At 31.9% G+C, this 15,448-nt stretch carries 16 protein-coding genes and 1 other annotated feature; of the genes, 1 reads left to right on the top strand and 15 read right to left on the bottom strand.

All coding sequences use genetic code 11. The features are described 5' to 3' along the window. Positions 1 to 40: 40 nt before the first annotated feature. From JK636_RS04970 to JK636_RS05035, 14 genes are all read right to left on the bottom strand, one after another. Positions 41 to 694, bottom strand: coding sequence for an O-methyltransferase (locus JK636_RS04970; protein ID WP_202747723.1), 654 nt, complete (start codon positions 692 to 694; stop codon positions 41 to 43). A gap of 14 nt (positions 695 to 708) precedes the next feature. Then, positions 709 to 1,752 (bottom strand): endolytic transglycosylase MltG, encoded by a 1,044-nt coding sequence (mltG, locus tag JK636_RS04975; protein WP_202747724.1) that lies wholly within the window; start codon positions 1,750 to 1,752, stop codon positions 709 to 711. Positions 1,753 to 1,783: 31 nt separating this feature from the next. Further along, positions 1,784 to 3,607 carry a translational GTPase TypA gene (typA, locus tag JK636_RS04980; protein ID WP_202747725.1) on the bottom strand — a complete coding sequence of 608 codons (1,824 nt, stop codon included), beginning with the start codon at positions 3,605 to 3,607 and terminating at the stop codon, positions 1,784 to 1,786. A gap of 171 nt (positions 3,608 to 3,778) precedes the next feature. Beyond that, positions 3,779 to 5,446 carry a ribonuclease J gene (locus JK636_RS04985; RefSeq protein ID WP_202747726.1) on the bottom strand — a complete coding sequence of 556 codons (1,668 nt, stop codon included), beginning with the start codon at positions 5,444 to 5,446 and terminating at the stop codon, positions 3,779 to 3,781. Between the two features lie 32 nt (positions 5,447 to 5,478). Further along, on the bottom strand, positions 5,479 to 5,931 hold the full coding sequence (locus JK636_RS04990; protein WP_202747727.1) for a Fur family transcriptional regulator: 453 nt from the start codon (positions 5,929 to 5,931) through the stop codon (positions 5,479 to 5,481). A 15-nt stretch (positions 5,932 to 5,946) separates the two neighbouring features. Further along, the gene (locus JK636_RS04995) at positions 5,947 to 6,213 is read right to left on the bottom strand and encodes a DUF1292 domain-containing protein (protein WP_202747728.1); all 267 of its coding nucleotides are present in this window, start codon (positions 6,211 to 6,213) and stop codon (positions 5,947 to 5,949) included. Positions 6,214 to 6,273: 60 nt separating this feature from the next. Continuing rightward, a complete protein-coding gene (ruvX, locus tag JK636_RS05000) occupies positions 6,274 to 6,687 on the bottom strand; it encodes a Holliday junction resolvase RuvX (protein WP_202747729.1) in 414 nt (137 codons plus the stop codon). Between the two features lie 57 nt (positions 6,688 to 6,744). Next, positions 6,745 to 7,002 carry an IreB family regulatory phosphoprotein gene (locus JK636_RS05005; RefSeq protein WP_202747730.1) on the bottom strand — a complete coding sequence of 86 codons (258 nt, stop codon included), beginning with the start codon at positions 7,000 to 7,002 and terminating at the stop codon, positions 6,745 to 6,747. 87 nt (positions 7,003 to 7,089) lie between these two features. Continuing rightward, positions 7,090 to 9,729, bottom strand: coding sequence for an alanine--tRNA ligase (gene alaS, locus JK636_RS05010; protein WP_202747731.1), 2,640 nt, complete (start codon positions 9,727 to 9,729; stop codon positions 7,090 to 7,092). A 61-nt stretch (positions 9,730 to 9,790) separates the two neighbouring features. Next, positions 9,791 to 9,972, bottom strand: a binding site (T-box leader). 59 nt (positions 9,973 to 10,031) lie between these two features. Further along, complete coding sequence (locus JK636_RS05015; protein ID WP_202747732.1) at positions 10,032 to 11,045, bottom strand: AI-2E family transporter; 1,014 nt, start codon at positions 11,043 to 11,045, stop codon at positions 10,032 to 10,034. After that, positions 11,029 to 11,538, bottom strand: coding sequence for a PRC-barrel domain-containing protein (locus tag JK636_RS05020; RefSeq protein ID WP_202747733.1), 510 nt, complete (start codon positions 11,536 to 11,538; stop codon positions 11,029 to 11,031). The genes JK636_RS05015 and JK636_RS05020 overlap by 17 nt, the downstream gene beginning before the upstream one ends. Before the next feature lie 98 nt (positions 11,539 to 11,636). Continuing rightward, positions 11,637 to 12,062, bottom strand: a complete 426-nt coding sequence (gene nifU, locus JK636_RS05025; RefSeq protein ID WP_202747734.1) for a Fe-S cluster assembly scaffold protein NifU — start codon at positions 12,060 to 12,062, stop codon at positions 11,637 to 11,639. Position 12,063: 1 nt separating this feature from the next. Further along, a complete protein-coding gene (gene nifS, locus JK636_RS05030; protein WP_202747735.1) occupies positions 12,064 to 13,248 on the bottom strand; it encodes a cysteine desulfurase NifS in 1,185 nt (394 codons plus the stop codon). A 24-nt stretch (positions 13,249 to 13,272) separates the two neighbouring features. Further along, the gene (locus JK636_RS05035) at positions 13,273 to 13,689 is read right to left on the bottom strand and encodes an RrF2 family transcriptional regulator (RefSeq protein ID WP_202747736.1); all 417 of its coding nucleotides are present in this window, start codon (positions 13,687 to 13,689) and stop codon (positions 13,273 to 13,275) included. Positions 13,690 to 13,854: 165 nt separating this feature from the next. Here JK636_RS05035 and JK636_RS05040 point away from each other — a divergent pair, with 165 nt between their 5' ends. Next, a complete protein-coding gene (locus JK636_RS05040; protein WP_202747737.1) occupies positions 13,855 to 14,340 on the top strand; it encodes a hydrogenase maturation protease in 486 nt (161 codons plus the stop codon). Positions 14,341 to 14,363: 23 nt separating this feature from the next. Here the strand turns inward: JK636_RS05040 and orr are convergent, their stop codons facing one another. After that, positions 14,364 to 15,434, bottom strand: a complete 1,071-nt coding sequence (gene orr, locus JK636_RS05045; protein WP_202747738.1) for an ornithine racemase Orr — start codon at positions 15,432 to 15,434, stop codon at positions 14,364 to 14,366. Between the last annotated feature and the right edge of the window lie 14 nt (positions 15,435 to 15,448).

Consider the following 15,448-nt stretch of genomic DNA (forward strand, 5'->3'; position numbering starts at 1 on the left):
AAACATTCACTTCACTCATAAGTTACCCGCTAAAGTCCATTTAGGACTTTAGCCTCCTCGTTGTTACAGCAATTCCGTCACCCATAGGGATAACTGATGTTATAAGTTCATCATTTGTCGAGATCATTTCTAAATATGTTTTCATTCTCTTAACAATTGTTATTTTTCTTCTAATCAATAAATCTCTTGATGCAACCATACCTTTAAAAAGGACATTATCTGCAACGATAATGCCATCTTTACTTAATAGTTTTAAACAGTATGGTAAAAAGTGATTATAGTGTCCTTTTCCGGCATCCATAAATATAAAATCAAATTGTCCTTCAAGCTTTTCTAAAACTTCTAAACAATCTCCTTCAAGTATATTTATTTTTTCACTAAATCCATACTTATTTATATTGTCTTTCGCTATTTCTATCATATTCTTATCTCTTTCAATAGTAGTTATATTGCATTTGCAATTTGATGAAAGATGCATAAGTATAGCTGAATATCCTATAGCAGTACCCAATTCTAGTATATTACCAGGCTTTTTTATATTTATCATTAATTCTAAAAATTTTCCTACTTCCTTCTGTATGATAGGAACAGAGTTAGCAGCTGCATATTCTTCTAACTCTTTTAGTATACCTTCATTTGGTGAAATTAGTCCTCTAATATACTGTTCCATATAATCATAAGTAACTCCACTCATTAAGCTGCCTCCGTTTACTTACTCATTTTAGCATAGTTTGATTCCGAAACCTTTTTATCCTTCAAAAATTGATTATAATTATCTGAAAAGAAATGTGCTTTAGTACCATCAAACCTAGAAACAAAATACAAATAATTAGATTTTGCCGGCGCTAATGCTGCTAATATTGATTCTTTTCCAGGATTACATATAGGACCAATAGGAAGTCCGGATACATTATAGGTATTATATAAAGATTGTACACTTATATCTTTGTCACTATATACAGTTTTGTGCACACCAAGCACATATTCAACTGTAGCACAAGATTGAAGCTTCATATTTATATTTATTCTATTATAAAACACTGATGCTACAATTGGACGTTCACTTGATGCCTCAGCCTCATGTTCCACTATGGAAGCCATTATAATTTTTTCATCCAGTTTATCATCTGTCAAGGTAATATTATTCTTAGTCTTAATAGTATTAACGACCGTTTCAAAGTTTTTAACCATTACATCAATTATATCTTTTGCCTTCATACCCTTAGTAAGTTCATAGGTATCAGGAAATAAATAACCTTCCAAATTATACTTCCTTTTTGAATCCTTCTTTATATAACTTGGCAAGTTATATACATTTATAGCACTTAAAAAATCTTCTTTACTTATTATTTCTTTTTCCTGTAATAAAGCTGCAATTTTATTAATATCATAGCCTTCTGGAATTGTAACTTTAACAGAATTTTCATTGTACTTCCCATTATTTAAGTTGCTGACAAAATCTTCTATAGATACATCTTTAGAAATTTTGTAAATTCCAGGTTTGATATTAGTATTTAAATTATGCTTTTTTATATACCATTTTACTAAAAACGTATTTCCGATTTTGTTGTCGCTATTAAGATTATTAATTATATTATTCAGAGAATCTCCATTATTAACCTTAACTTCTATATTTGCCTCACTAGAAATTAATGGATGCTTTATTACGCTTACTGCATCACTATAAATTTTAAATCCTATTATACAAAATATAACTAATGTAATAGTTAGTAATATTAACTTCTTTTTCACGGCCCCACCCCATAATATAAAAAATATGAAATTATCTTCTATTATTTGCTTTCTTTCTAAGATCAGTACTTAATATTTTCTTTCTCATTCTTATAGTCTTTGGAGTAACTTCTACTAATTCATCAGATGCTATAAATTCTAAGCATTGCTCAAGTGACATATTCTTTATTGGTGTAAGCTTTAAAGCATCATCGGAACCAGAGGATCTTGTATTTGAAAGATGCTTTTTCTTACAAACATTAACTTCAATATCATCCGCTCTTGAACATTCTCCAGCTATCATTCCTTCGTAAGCCTCAGTACCAGGTCCAATAAATAATGAGCCTCTCTCCTGTGCATTGTATAGTCCATAAGTAACTGCTTCTCCTGTTTCAAATACTACTATGGAACCTCTGCTTCTTTCTGGAATTTCTCCTTTGAATTTGTCATATCCATCTAATACATGATTTAATATACCATTTCCCTTAGTATCAGTCATGAATTCACTTCTGAAACCTATAATACCTCTGGAAGGTATTAAAAATTCTAATCTAGTATATCCATTAATAGCAGATGTCATATTAATCATTTCTGCTTTTCTAGGTCCTAGCTTCTCCATTACTACTCCCATAAATTCTTCTGGAACATCAATAGTAAGTCTCTCAACTGGTTCTAAAGTAACACCATTTTCTTCTCTAAAAATAACTGTAGGCTTTGATACTTGAAACTCATACCCTTCTCTTCTCATAGTTTCAATAAGTATGGATAAGTGAAGCTCACCTCTTCCGCTAACCTTAAAGCTATCAGCAGCCTCAGTTTCTTCAACTTTTAAGCTTACATTAGTTTCAATTTCCTTATAAAGCCTATCTCTTAGATGTCTTGAGGTAACGTACTCCCCTTCCCTGCCTGCAAAAGGAGAATCATTTACCATAAAGTTCATAGTCAATGTAGGTTCATCTATTTCAACAAATGGTAATGCTTCAGGTGCTGATGAGTCTGCTATTGTTTCCCCTATATTAATATCTGGAATTCCAGCAACTACAACTATATCTCCAAGTTTTGCTTCTTCTACTTCTTCTCTCTTTAAACCTTGAATAACATATAAGCTTGATACTCTTACGTTGCTGATTGTACCATTACGTCTTATCAAAGCAACTGGTTGATTCCTTTTTAAAGTTCCTCTTTCAATTTTACCTATTGCTATTTTTCCTACATACTCACTTGAGTCTAGAGTTGTTACAAGCATTTGAAGAGGTTTATCAATATATCCTACAGGAGCCTTAACTTTTTTAATGATTGCTTCAAATAATGGTTCCATAGATGTGCTTTCATCCGCTATTTCTTTCTTAGCTATACCATCTCTTGCTGAACAATAAACAATAGGGAAATCTAATTGATCATCGTCTGCTCCTAACTCCACAAATAAATCGAAAACTTCGTCAATAACTTCGTGAGGTCTGGAATCAGGTCTATCTATTTTATTAATTACAACAATAGGCTTTAATTTAAGCTCTAATGCCTTTTTTAATACAAATTTAGTTTGAGGCATTGCACCTTCAAATGCATCTACAACTAAAAGAACACTATCAACCATCTTAAGAACTCGTTCTACTTCTCCACCAAAATCTGCATGTCCAGGAGTATCAACTATATTTATCTTTACTCCATTATGAAGCACAGAAGTATTTTTTGATAGTATTGTTATTCCTCTTTCCTTCTCTAAATCATTAGAGTCCATAACTCTTTCCTGAACTTTTTCATTTGCTCTAAACACATTGCTTTGTCTAAGCATAGCATCGACTAAGGTAGTTTTACCGTGGTCAACGTGTGCAATTATTGCGATATTTCTTATGTCATTTCTAGTAAACATTTCCATGTATATTCCTCCGTATTTTTCGAATAAAATCAAGTATATTACCAAATTTTAAACTATAATTTTAATATCTCAAATAAAAATTGGATACATTAAAGTATCCAATTTTATTTTATATCATACTTATTCTAATATTATGCTCATAAAAAGTCAACTTAACAAAAAAAATCTATTTTAAATTTCCATTATTATAGGCAAAATCATAGGCTTTCTCTTAGTCTTTTCATAAAGGAACAACCTTAAGGCATCCTTTATATTTGATTTTATAGTAGCCCATTCTGTAATGTGTTTCTCTTCACATACTCTTAGAGCATCCCTTACAATGATTCTTGCTTCTTCCATCAAATCCTCTGACTCTCTTACATATACAAATCCACGAGATATTATATCAGGTCCAGCAATAACACTTCCTGTTTCTTTTTCAATTGTTACTACAACAGTTAGTATTCCATCTTGAGATAAATGCTTTCTATCACGTAGTACTATATTTCCAACATCACCTACGCCTAATCCATCAACAAATACTTGTCCCGATATTACTGTTCCATTCTTTTTAATAGAATCCCTTGTTATTTCTATAATATCACCATTATCACCAATAAGTACATTATTTTCAGGAAGTCCTAATTTCATTGCCAGCTCTGCATGCTGCTTTAGATGTCTATATTCTCCATGAACTGGGATGAAAAATTTAGGTTTGACTAAAGTATGCATTAATTTCAGCTCTTCCTGGCAAGCATGACCTGAAACATGGACATCAGCTAAAGCCTCATATATAACTTCTGCCCCTTTTTTAAACAATTGATTGATAACCCTTGAAACAAATTTCTCATTTCCAGGTATTGGTGTAGCAGATATAATAACTGTGTCGCCAGGTACAATATTAACTTTTTTATGCTCAGAAGCAGCCATTCTAGACAATGCAGACATCGGTTCGCCCTGACTGCCAGTTGTTATAATGACTATTTGATTATTGTTATACTTATTTATATTATCTATACCTATAAATATATCTTTTTCAGCTTCTATGTATCCAAGTTCAGCTGCTACAGCAACTATGTTTTCCATGCTTCTTCCTGAGACAGCAACTTTTCTGCCATATTTATTTGCTGCAGTAATTATTTGCTGTATTCTATGAATGTTAGAAGCAAAGGTTGCTACAATAATCCTGCCTTTTGTCTGCATAAAAATACTTTCAAAAGTTTCACCTACAGTGCTTTCTGACATAGTATATCCAGGTCTTTCCACATTTGTGCTGTCAGCCATCATAGCAATTACACCTTTTCTGCCTAGTTCTGCAAACCTTGGTAAGTCTGCTACAACGCCATCTATAGGTGTGTAATCAATTTTAAAGTCACCAGTATGTAAAACAATACCTAATGGTGTGTGAATAGCTATTGCTACCGAATCAGCAATGCTGTGATTTGTTTTTATAAATTCTACGGAAATAGTATCTAGTTTTACTACATCTTTAGGATTTATTCGAATTAGCTCAACCGAACTTAAAAGATTATGCTCTTTTAATTTAGTTTCAACAATTCCAAGTGTAAGCTTTGTTCCATATACAGGTACATTTAGCTGTTTAAGTACATATGGCAGTGCCCCTATATGATCCTCATGCCCATGGGTTAAAAATATTCCTCTAACCTTATCTGAATTTTTTACTAAGTAGCTTATATCTGGAATGACTAAGTCAATACCAAACATTTCTTCATCAGGAAACCTTAATCCGCAATCTATAACGATTATATCATTTTTATATTCTATAGCTGTAAGATTTTTTCCTATTTCATTTAGCCCGCCTAGTGGAATAATACGTATTTTGTCTTTTTCTTTTTTCATTGCTACCCTCCTTTTAAAAGGCTTTATTTAATTTAATTTTTTTTACATTCTGAACATATTCCGTAGAATTTTACACTGTGATTTTTAATTTTAAAATTATATTTTGATTCAATTTCTTGTTCGAGAACTTCTAATAAATCTCCCTGTACTTCTATAACTTTTCCACATTCGCTGCATACCAAGTGATGATGTTGATGATTTTCATTTTCGTGAACTAGCTCATATCTATAACAACCATCGTTTAAGTCTAGTTTACTAACCACTCCAAGCTCTTCTAATAGTTGAACAGTCCTATAAACCGTAGCAAGACCAATCTCAGGGCATTCTACCTTAACTAAATCATATAACTCCTCAGTAGTTAGGTGATCCCCTTCATTTCTAATAATTATATCAACTATAGCCCTTCTTTGAGGGGTTAATTTATATCCTTTTTCTTTTAAATTTTTCTTTAACTTTTCGATTTCACTCGGAGTTAGCTTTGACATCATAAAACCTCACTTCTATTGGTTTGAATCTTCCTCTGAGAATATAAGTTCATAAGCTTCAGAAACCATAGCGAATTCGTCTTCATCATCTATAGTTACTAAAACATCTTCACCATTATCATCTTTATCTATTCTTAAAGCAATAGCATCTACTTCTTCCTCATCAGATGGTATAACAATAACATATTCTTTGTCTTCAATATCTAATTTTGTTATAACATCAAATTCCTTTTCTTCACCATTTTCATCAGTTAAAACTATTGTACTAACATCATTTTCCATATTGCATATCTCCTTTGTATTTATTTGTTATTTTACATTATATGTAAACACAAGTCAATATTATTTAGACAAGCTATCAAGATAACCCTGCAGTATATAAGTAGCAGCCATTTTATCTACTATCTTTTTCCTTTTAGCTCTTGATAAATCGGCCTCAAGCATTGCCCTGTTTGCAGCTACAGTCGTAAGCCTTTCATCCCACAGTATTAAAGGTAAATTTGTTTCATCTTTTATTAGTTCACAAAGAATCATAACTTTTTCACCTTGAGGTCCTATGGTTCCGTTCATATTTTTGGGTAGTCCAGCAACTATAGTGTCCACCTGATATTGAAGACATAGGTTCTTAAGCTCTTCGAGATCAGCTTTTTTACTCTTTCTTATTATGGTTTTTATACCTTGTGCAGTATAGCCTAATGGATCACTTAAAGCTATACCAATTGTTTTACTACCTATATCTAATCCCAAAATTCTCATTTGTAATCTCCTCTATTATGTGTAAAGTTAAAATAAAAATGCCCTAGATGGGCATTTTTATTTTATTCCTAGATAAGCCTTTAAAACTTCCTCAAGAATCTCATCTCTTTCCAACTTTCTAACTAATGCTCTTGCTCCATTGTAGTTAGTAATATAGGTAGGATCACCAGAAATCAAATAACCCACTAATTGATTTACGGGATTATATCCTTTCTTAATCAAGGCGTTATATACCTCGTTTAAAATCTCTTTTGTTAAATCTTTCTTATCTTTAGCAAAATCAAATTGGATGGTATTTTCATTATTATACCCCATTATTTTTTTCACCCCTTTTTTTATCATTTAAGAATGATAATAGGTTAGCACTGATTACATTATAAAACATTTTATTTGAAAAGTACACTATTTAACCAAACTATCCAAAATAACCTTTACTTTATCAATAGCTTCGTTTAATTTTTCAGGAAGTTTTCCGCCTGCTTGAGCCATGTCCGGTCTTCCGCCGCCACCGCCTCCAGCTATTGCTGCTACTTCTTTAACAATCTTTCCACAGTGAACTCCTCTGCTTACAGCAGTCTTGGTAGCCATAGCTACAAATTGCACTTTATCGCCGGTTTTGCTTCCTAAAACTACAACACCGTCTGCAAGTTTGCTTCTAACTTTATCAGCTAGATCCCTTAAAGAATCTCCGTCAATATCGTTAAGCGCAGCTGAAACTAAAGCCACACCTTTAATATCAACAACACTATTTAAAATATCATCTTCAAGAGATCCTGAAAGTTTTCTTTTTAAGTCTATTATTTCCTTTTCTTTTTCTTTTAATTCAGCAATTTGAGTATGAAGTCTATTAACTATATCTTTTTCCGAACATTTTAATGTTAATGCCGCATCTTTTAATGCATTATCCTTTTCTTCTATAAGATTCATTGCATTAAAACCAGTTACAGCTTCTATTCTTCTTACACCTGCAGCAACTCCTGATTCAGATACAATTTTGAAAACACCAATCTCTCCGGAATTCTTTACATGAGTTCCTCCGCATAGCTCCTTGCTGAAATCGCCAACGGATACAACCCTTACCTCGTCTTTGTACTTGTCATCAAATAGAGCAACTGCACCGCTTTGCTTTGCTTCATCTATAGTCATAACATCAGTTTTTACATTAAACACTCTCATAACATTTTCATTAACTATTTTTTCTATCTTCTTAAGCTCATCTGTGCTTATTGAAGTAAAATGAGTAAAGTCAAATCTGAGCCTAGCTTCATCAACATATGATCCTGCTTGATTAACATGTTCTCCAAGCACTAGCTTTAAAGCTGAATGTAACATGTGAGTTGCTGTATGATTTTTTCTTATATTATTTCTTCTGTCTTCACTAACACCCAATGTTACCATATCTTTCTGCTTTATTTGACCTTCTGTAACCATTATAAAATGAAGTATTTTACCTGAAATATTTTTCTTGCAGTCAAAAACTTCACCTTTAAAACTATCAGAAGCTATAATTCCTTTATCTCCGACCTGTCCTCCCATCTCAGCATAGAATGGAGTTTCCTTAGTTAATATAATTCCAGTTTCTCCCTCACCTAAAGAATCAACAAATTTGTTATCTTTAATTATAAGTTCAACAGTTGATTCGCACTTTAGGCTGTCATATCCTAAGAAAGTTGTATTTATTTCTGCTGGTATCTTATTAAGTACGCCGTCTTCATTTCCCATATAATTTGATTCTTCTCTTGCAGCTCTTGCTCTTTCACGTTGACTTTGCATTTCACTATTAAACTCCTCTATATCAACGGACATCCCTTTTTCTTCTAATATTTCTAAGGTAAGTTCTAAAGGAAATCCATAAGTATCATAAAGCTTAAAAGCATTTGTTCCTGAAAGAGTCTTTATTCCTTTATTTTGAAGCTCATTTATGAATTCCATAAGAATTTCTATACCGCTGTCTATAGTCTCTTCAAAACGTTCTTCCTCTAGTTTGATTACCTTTTTAATATACTCTTTTTTCTCCTCAAGCTCTGGATATGCATTTTTAGAGTTTTCTATAACTACATCACATAAATTGTATAAAAATGTATTAGTTATTCCTAAAAGCCTTCCATGTCGAGCTGCTCTTCTTAGCACTCTTCTAAGTACATATCCCCTGCCTTCATTTGAAGGAAGTACTCCGTCACTAATCATAAAGGTTGTGCTTCTTATATGATCAGTTATTATTCTAAGTGAAATATCCTTTTTAGAATCTGATCCATATTTTGTATTTGAAATTCTGCATACTTCATCAAGTATATTTTTCATAGTATCAACTTCAAATATGCTGTTTACTCCCTGCATTATAGTTGCAATTCTTTCTAGTCCCATTCCAGTATCAATATTAGGATTTGGAAGTCTATTATAAATTCCTTGTTCATCCTTATCAAATTGAGTAAATACTAAATTCCAAAATTCTACTATTCTATCTTCTTCCTGAGCAGCTATAAATTCTTCAGTAGTAGTAACCTTGCCACTTCCCCTGTCAAAATGAATTTCCGACGAAGGTCCGCAAGGTCCGGTTCCTATTTCCCAGAAGTTATCTTCCTTTCCTAGTCTAAAGATCCTATCTGGTTCTATATCAGTTTTATTTCTCCAAATTTCATAAGCTTCATCGTCTTCAGTATATATAGTTGCATAAAGCTTATCCTTAGGTACTCCTAAAATTACAGTTACAAATTCCCATGCCCATGGTATAATTTCATTTTTAAAATAATCTCCAAAAGAAAAGTTTCCAAGCATCTCAAAGAAAGTACCATGCCTTGATGTTTTTCCAACATTTTCAATATCTCCAGTTCTAATACACTTTTGACATGAAGTTATTCTATTGCTTGGTGGAACTTGAAGACCTGTAAAATATGGCTTTAGCGGAGCCATTCCAGCATTTATGAGCAGTAAGCTTTTATCACTCTGAGGTACAAGTGGAAAGCTTTTAAGTCTTAAATGATCTTTACCCTCAAAATATTTTAAATAAGCTTCTCTTATCTCATTTAAACCCATCTTATTCATATTTTATTCCTCCTAATAAATTAATACTTTGTATAAAAAAATAAAAACTTTCAATTCCCATGAAAGGGACGAAAGTTTTCCGCGGTACCACCCTAATTACATAACTAAAAAAATATATATTAGCTATGTCACTTTGAAATTACGGCTCAGGGACTGCTTCAATATATTCATCAAGAAGTTTTCACCTGCCACTTCCTCTCTTAATGTATGAATAAATTTACTCCTTCCCTTCATAACCCTAATATTTATTTATAAAGATTATAATTTAAAAGATTATATCTTGTCAATACCTGTCAATGCCTTTAAAACATATAGTAATTTAAATCTTCGTACACAACTTTAATTATAACACCAACCGGTATTGCTAAAACCATACCTATAAAACCTCCAATTTTCCCCCCAATAATTAAGAGTATAATTACTATAACTGGATGCATACTCACGCTGTCTCCTGTTATCTTAGGCGATATTATATTGCCTTCAATTTGTTGTATTAAATATAACCATACTGCAGTCCAAATTGCAGTTTTTGTAGAACTTAAAAAAGCAACTAGAATAGCTGGAATTGCACCAAACAATGGGCCAAAGTAAGGTATTATATTAAATAGAGCATTTAATAAAGATAATATAATAGGATAATCAACCTTAAGAACGAGGAGTATTATAAAAGTAAATATACCAATAATTGCGCATAATAAAAATTGACTAAGTATATATCTTCCGAGTATTTTATCTATATCACGCCATATTTTTTTTATCATTCCTCTTGCTTTTGTAGGAAAAAGGACCAGCACGCGATTTCCAATTGTATCTCCATCTGATAGAAAATAATATACAACGATAGGCACTACTGCAATAGAAAGCAAGTTTCCGCCTATGTTCATGACACCTTTGAACATCTTATTAAATATATCTATAAGAACTTTATTTATGTTTGAATAAACTATATCCAAAATGGCGTAAATAGTTTTATTGCTGCTAACTGGTTTAAGCCTTTCATAAAAATTTTCAATAAATGCTTGTATTTTAATAAGAGTTGTATTCACATTCAGACTTTCTCTAAATATTGATGGTATAATAACAACAATTCCTCCCACAGCAATTAAAGCTAAAAGCAATATAATAATAATCGCTGAAGCACTGTTATTTATACCTCTTTCAACCATAGCTTTATGTATCGGCCTTAAGGAATAAGAAATAATAAAAGAGATTAGTATTAAAGAATAAACTTCTTTTACTACAGGAATTCTAGTTGATACAATTATAACTGCAAGTATTATAAAAAATAGAATTGAATATTTATATACTTTTTTCATGTTGCCCTACTTCCGTAAATAATTTATGCGGTATACTTATTAAATCTATCTTATTACTATCTTTATAATATAGTATACTTTCCTCTCCCAGTATCATGTTCTTTATAAGAAATACTTTTTTACCTGAAATAAGATTTTTAACAAAGCCTGTAGAAACAATGACTCCATAAATCTTAAAAGTAAATTCATGAAACAATATATCTTCCATCATTCCTACTATATCTCCTGACTTATTAATAATATCCATATTTCTCATGTCGGAGAATTTGAAGTATTTGTTACTATTGTACTTGCTAATTACCATTGTTTTATTAAAGGAAACGATATTTTCTTTTAATACACATATTGTTCCTTGAAATACTTTATAAGATGAAATAGCAAAACCTTTTACCTCTCCTCTATGGAAATCTATTAATATATCCTTAATAAATCCTATCTTCTTGCCATTATTATTGCATACATCCATGAGAATAAAATCTTTTGTTCTAAACATTTTAAACCTCTTATATTAAAAATACTTTCCAATTTTGAATACATCTAATATTTTTCCCAAAAAATAAAAATATAACCCTAATGGGCTATATTTTTATTTTACTCTCCATGAACTTGATCGTGGATATCATCATGTTCCTTGTAATCCCAGGCTTCTAAACCTTGAGTTATTCTATAGTTATTTATTGCCTTATGTATAGCTTCCTCTGCTAGTACAGAACAATGCATTTTTACAGGAGGAAGACCATCTAAAGCTTCAGCAACCGCTTTATTTGTAAGGTCCCACGCTTCTTCTACTGTTTTACCTTTAATAAGTTCTGTAGCCATGCTGGATGAAGCTATAGCAGAACCACAACCAAAAGTTTTAAATTTAGCATCTGCTACAATATTATTTTCTATCTTAAGATAAACTTTCATTATATCGCCGCATTTTGCATTACCAACTTCACCAACTCCATCGGCGTTAATAATTTCTCCCACATTTCTTGGATTCATAAAATGATCCATAACTTTTTCGCTGTACATTCTATTTTTCCCCTTCCTTTAAAAAGTCATCCCATAGAGGAGACATATCTCTAAGTCTTTGAACAACCTTCCCAACAGATTCAATTACATAATCAACTTCTTCTTCAGTAGTATTATCACCTAAACTTAATCTTAGGGATCCATGAGCAATTTCATGAGGAAGTCCTATTGCTAATAATACATGAGAAGGATCCAAGGAACCTGAAGTGCATGCGCTTCCGCTTGATGCACATATCCCCATACTGTCTAAAAGAAGAAGTATAGCTTCACCTTCAATAAATCTGAAACAAATATTAGAATTGCCAGCTAACCTGTTTGTTCCAGATGGACCATTTAATCTTGAATATGGAATCTTTAGAAGTCCGTTTATTAGTTTGTCTCTAAGAGTCTTAAGATGATTAGTATGTTCTTCCATATTTGATACTGCAAGTTCAACAGCTTTTCCAAATCCAACTATTCCTGCTACATTTTCTGTTCCAGCTCTTCTAGCTCTCTCTTGTGCACCGCCATGCACCAAATTATCAATTTTAACACCTTTTCGGATGTATAGCGCTCCTGTGCCTTTTGGTCCATATATCTTATGAGCAGCCATTGAAAGTAAATCAATATTCATTTCCTTAACATCTATAGGAACATTGCCAAGTGCCTGAACTGCATCTGTATGAAATAAAACTTTCTTGCTTTTGCAAAGCTTGCCTATTTCACTAATAGACTGAATTGTTCCTATTTCATTGTTAGCAAACATAATAGATACTAAAATAGTATTATCCGTTATTGCTTTTTCCAATTCATCTAAACTAACGAGTCCGTACTCATCTACAGGAAGATAAGTAACTTGAAAACCATGTTTCTCTAAATACTCGCAAGCATGCAGTATAGCGTGGTGCTCTATTTGTGTTGTAATAATATGATTACCCTTGTTGTAGTTTGCAAAAGCCACTCCTTTTAATGCCCAGTTATCTGCTTCTGAACCACCACCAGTAAAAAATATTTCATTACTATCTGCATTTATCCCTTTAGCAACCCTGTCTCTAGCCTTATCTATAGCTTTTTTAGTTTCTCTTGATAAAGAATAAATTGAGGATGGATTTCCGAAATATTCAGTAAAATATGGGATCATTTCTTCTAGAACAGCAGGCTTAACAAATGTTGTTGCAGCATAATCCATATAAATAGGTTTACTCATTAATGCTTCACTCCTTCTTTAGTCTCAGCTTTTCATGTTTTTATAATCATCAAGTATATCTTGCAGTGTAGTTGATTTAGTAACGCTGTCGATGCTGTTTTTTATTTTTGCCCATAAAAGCCTTGTTGCACAACAGTCAACATTATTACAGCTTTTTTCATCTAAACAGTTAGATATCTCGATTGGACCCTCTAAAACTTCCATTATTTCTGCTATTGTAATATCCTTAGGAGACCTGCTTAATACATATCCTCCCTGAGCACCTCTTACACTTCTAATTAATTCAGCTCTTCTAAGAGGTGAAAATAATTGTTCCAAGTAATATTCCGATATATTTTGTCTTTCTGATATACTCTTGATAGATATAGGATCTCCACCATAATGAATGGCCAAATCTACCATTGCTTTTACTCCATACCTACCTTTTGTAGACAATTTCATTAAATCACTCCTTTAGGTTCGAGTGTTTACATATATTCAAAATCATAATAGCAAATCCGAGTAATACTGTCAACAATTACAAAAGTAAAAATCTTCAACTTTATTATAAACTATGCAATTACAAACATATAATTTAACAACAAGACATTTTGGAGGTGCAAATTTTTGAGCATAAAATTAATAGCGGTAGGAAACAGACTGATGGGAGACGAAGGAATAGCTATAAAAGTAGCGGAGTATTTGCTAAGCGACACAGATTTTAAAGAAATTGAAATAATTTTAGGCGAAACAGATATTGATTATTGCATTAGCAAAATAAAGGATAATGATATTTTATTTATACTAGATGCTGCCTTGAGCGGCAGGAAGCCGGGTTCTATAACTACAGTTCCTATTTCAAAATATAATTCTTTTACAAATAATCTTATTACTCAGCATGATTTAAGCCTCTTGCGATTTATTAAGTATAACAGAGAAAATATCTGTGCATTTCTTATTGGTATAGAAGTAGAAAGAATAGATTTCAGTCTTAGTTTAAGCCTATCTCTTGAGGAGCACTTTGATGATATTTGTCATAACATAAAAAGAATAATTAAGCACCTTAGTAATTACTGTATTAATAAAGATTTAGATACAACTTTTAATATATAAAGCAACTGCCAAATGCAGTTGCTTTAATCCAAATAATATTTCTTTACATAAGGAGAGGTCATGGTTCTTAAAAGACATCCATAGTCCATATTGAAATCAACAACATCTCCTATTTTATATTTATTGCTGCATCTACTTATATCAAGAATTAGATGATCACTGCTTCCACCAAGTATTTCAATGCAATTATCTACTGGATTTAATCCTTCAGGAGCTATATCTTGCCTTCCAAGTGCTATTATTGCTCTTTTAATAATACCTTTGTCTATAAAGCTAGGTGTCTTGCCGAAAGCATCCATACCAATTTTTCCTTTTGGCACAGAAGGTTTATCCTTTATTTCTATTATTTCACCCTTTAATATAAAACTATCCGAATAACAGTTTGGAATTTTATTTCCATAAGCAGTTTCTCTCCCAAGTACTATTGCTTCACCGATTCTTAGTTGATTAATACCACTTGGAATAGTATCATTTAACACTGCATATAAACTGCTTGAATTTCCTCCTGAAACTATAGGAAGTGATAAATTATTACTATTTTCAATCGCTTCCTTTAGCTTGACTAATCTTCCCAGATTGTCACTATCAGGTATTACCCCTCCATAGCAGGTTAGATTTGTTCCAATTCCACATAATTTTATATTGGGCAGCTTAATTATTTCTTTTACATTTTCTAAAGTTTCACTTTCAAGAACACCTTCTCTTAAATCGCCTAAGTCTATCATTAAAATAACATTATGAATTTTGTTTACTCTTTTTGCAGCCCTTGAAAGTACTTTTATTGTGTTTATTTCAGAATTCAAGCTTATATCAGCATATCTAACAACTTCTGAAGCATGACTTTCCATTGGGATCCTAAGAAGCATCTTTCTGCATTTTAAATGTTCCATTTTCTTTAGATTTTCTATTCTCGAATCACCCATAATTTCTATTCCGCCATTTAGCATTGCCTGAGCTATGGGCAGCTTTGCACAATATACTTTACTGACTCCGACAACATGAATATTTTTACTTTTACATATCTCATTTATAACTCTTGTATTATGAGTTATTTTTTTTATATTTATTTCTACACATGGAAAGATTTTTTTCATTTTACCCACCATCC

The sequence above is a fragment of the Clostridium rhizosphaerae genome (genome assembly GCF_016765585.1).
Lineage (GTDB): Bacteria > Bacillota > Clostridia > Clostridiales > Clostridiaceae > Clostridium_AT > Clostridium_AT rhizosphaerae.

What these genes read in the sequence shown, in the direction of transcription:
- JK636_RS04970 (WP_202747723.1), bottom strand. Translation starts at nt 694, where the DNA reads ATGAGTGGAGTTACTTATGATTATATGGAACAGTATATTAGAGGACTA.
- typA (WP_202747725.1), bottom strand. Translation starts at nt 3,607, where the DNA reads ATGGAAATGTTTACTAGAAATGACATAAGAAATATCGCAATAATTGCA.
- JK636_RS04985 (WP_202747726.1), bottom strand. Translation starts at nt 5,446, where the DNA reads ATGAAAAAAGAAAAAGACAAAATACGTATTATTCCACTAGGCGGGCTA.
- JK636_RS04990 (WP_202747727.1), bottom strand. Translation starts at nt 5,931, where the DNA reads ATGTCAAAGCTAACTCCGAGTGAAATCGAAAAGTTAAAGAAAAATTTA.
- JK636_RS04995 (WP_202747728.1), bottom strand. Translation starts at nt 6,213, where the DNA reads ATGGAAAATGATGTTAGTACAATAGTTTTAACTGATGAAAATGGTGAA.
- ruvX (WP_202747729.1), bottom strand. Translation starts at nt 6,687, where the DNA reads ATGAGAATTTTGGGATTAGATATAGGTAGTAAAACAATTGGTATAGCT.
- JK636_RS05005 (WP_202747730.1), bottom strand. Translation starts at nt 7,002, where the DNA reads ATGGGGTATAATAATGAAAATACCATCCAATTTGATTTTGCTAAAGAT.
- alaS (WP_202747731.1), bottom strand. Translation starts at nt 9,729, where the DNA reads ATGAATAAGATGGGTTTAAATGAGATAAGAGAAGCTTATTTAAAATAT.
- JK636_RS05015 (WP_202747732.1), bottom strand. Translation starts at nt 11,045, where the DNA reads ATGAAAAAAGTATATAAATATTCAATTCTATTTTTTATAATACTTGCA.
- JK636_RS05020 (WP_202747733.1), bottom strand. Translation starts at nt 11,538, where the DNA reads ATGTTTAGAACAAAAGATTTTATTCTCATGGATGTATGCAATAATAAT.
- nifU (WP_202747734.1), bottom strand. Translation starts at nt 12,062, where the DNA reads ATGTACAGCGAAAAAGTTATGGATCATTTTATGAATCCAAGAAATGTG.
- nifS (WP_202747735.1), bottom strand. Translation starts at nt 13,248, where the DNA reads ATGAGTAAACCTATTTATATGGATTATGCTGCAACAACATTTGTTAAG.
- JK636_RS05035 (WP_202747736.1), bottom strand. Translation starts at nt 13,689, where the DNA reads ATGAAATTGTCTACAAAAGGTAGGTATGGAGTAAAAGCAATGGTAGAT.
- orr (WP_202747738.1), bottom strand. Translation starts at nt 15,434, where the DNA reads ATGAAAAAAATCTTTCCATGTGTAGAAATAAATATAAAAAAAATAACT.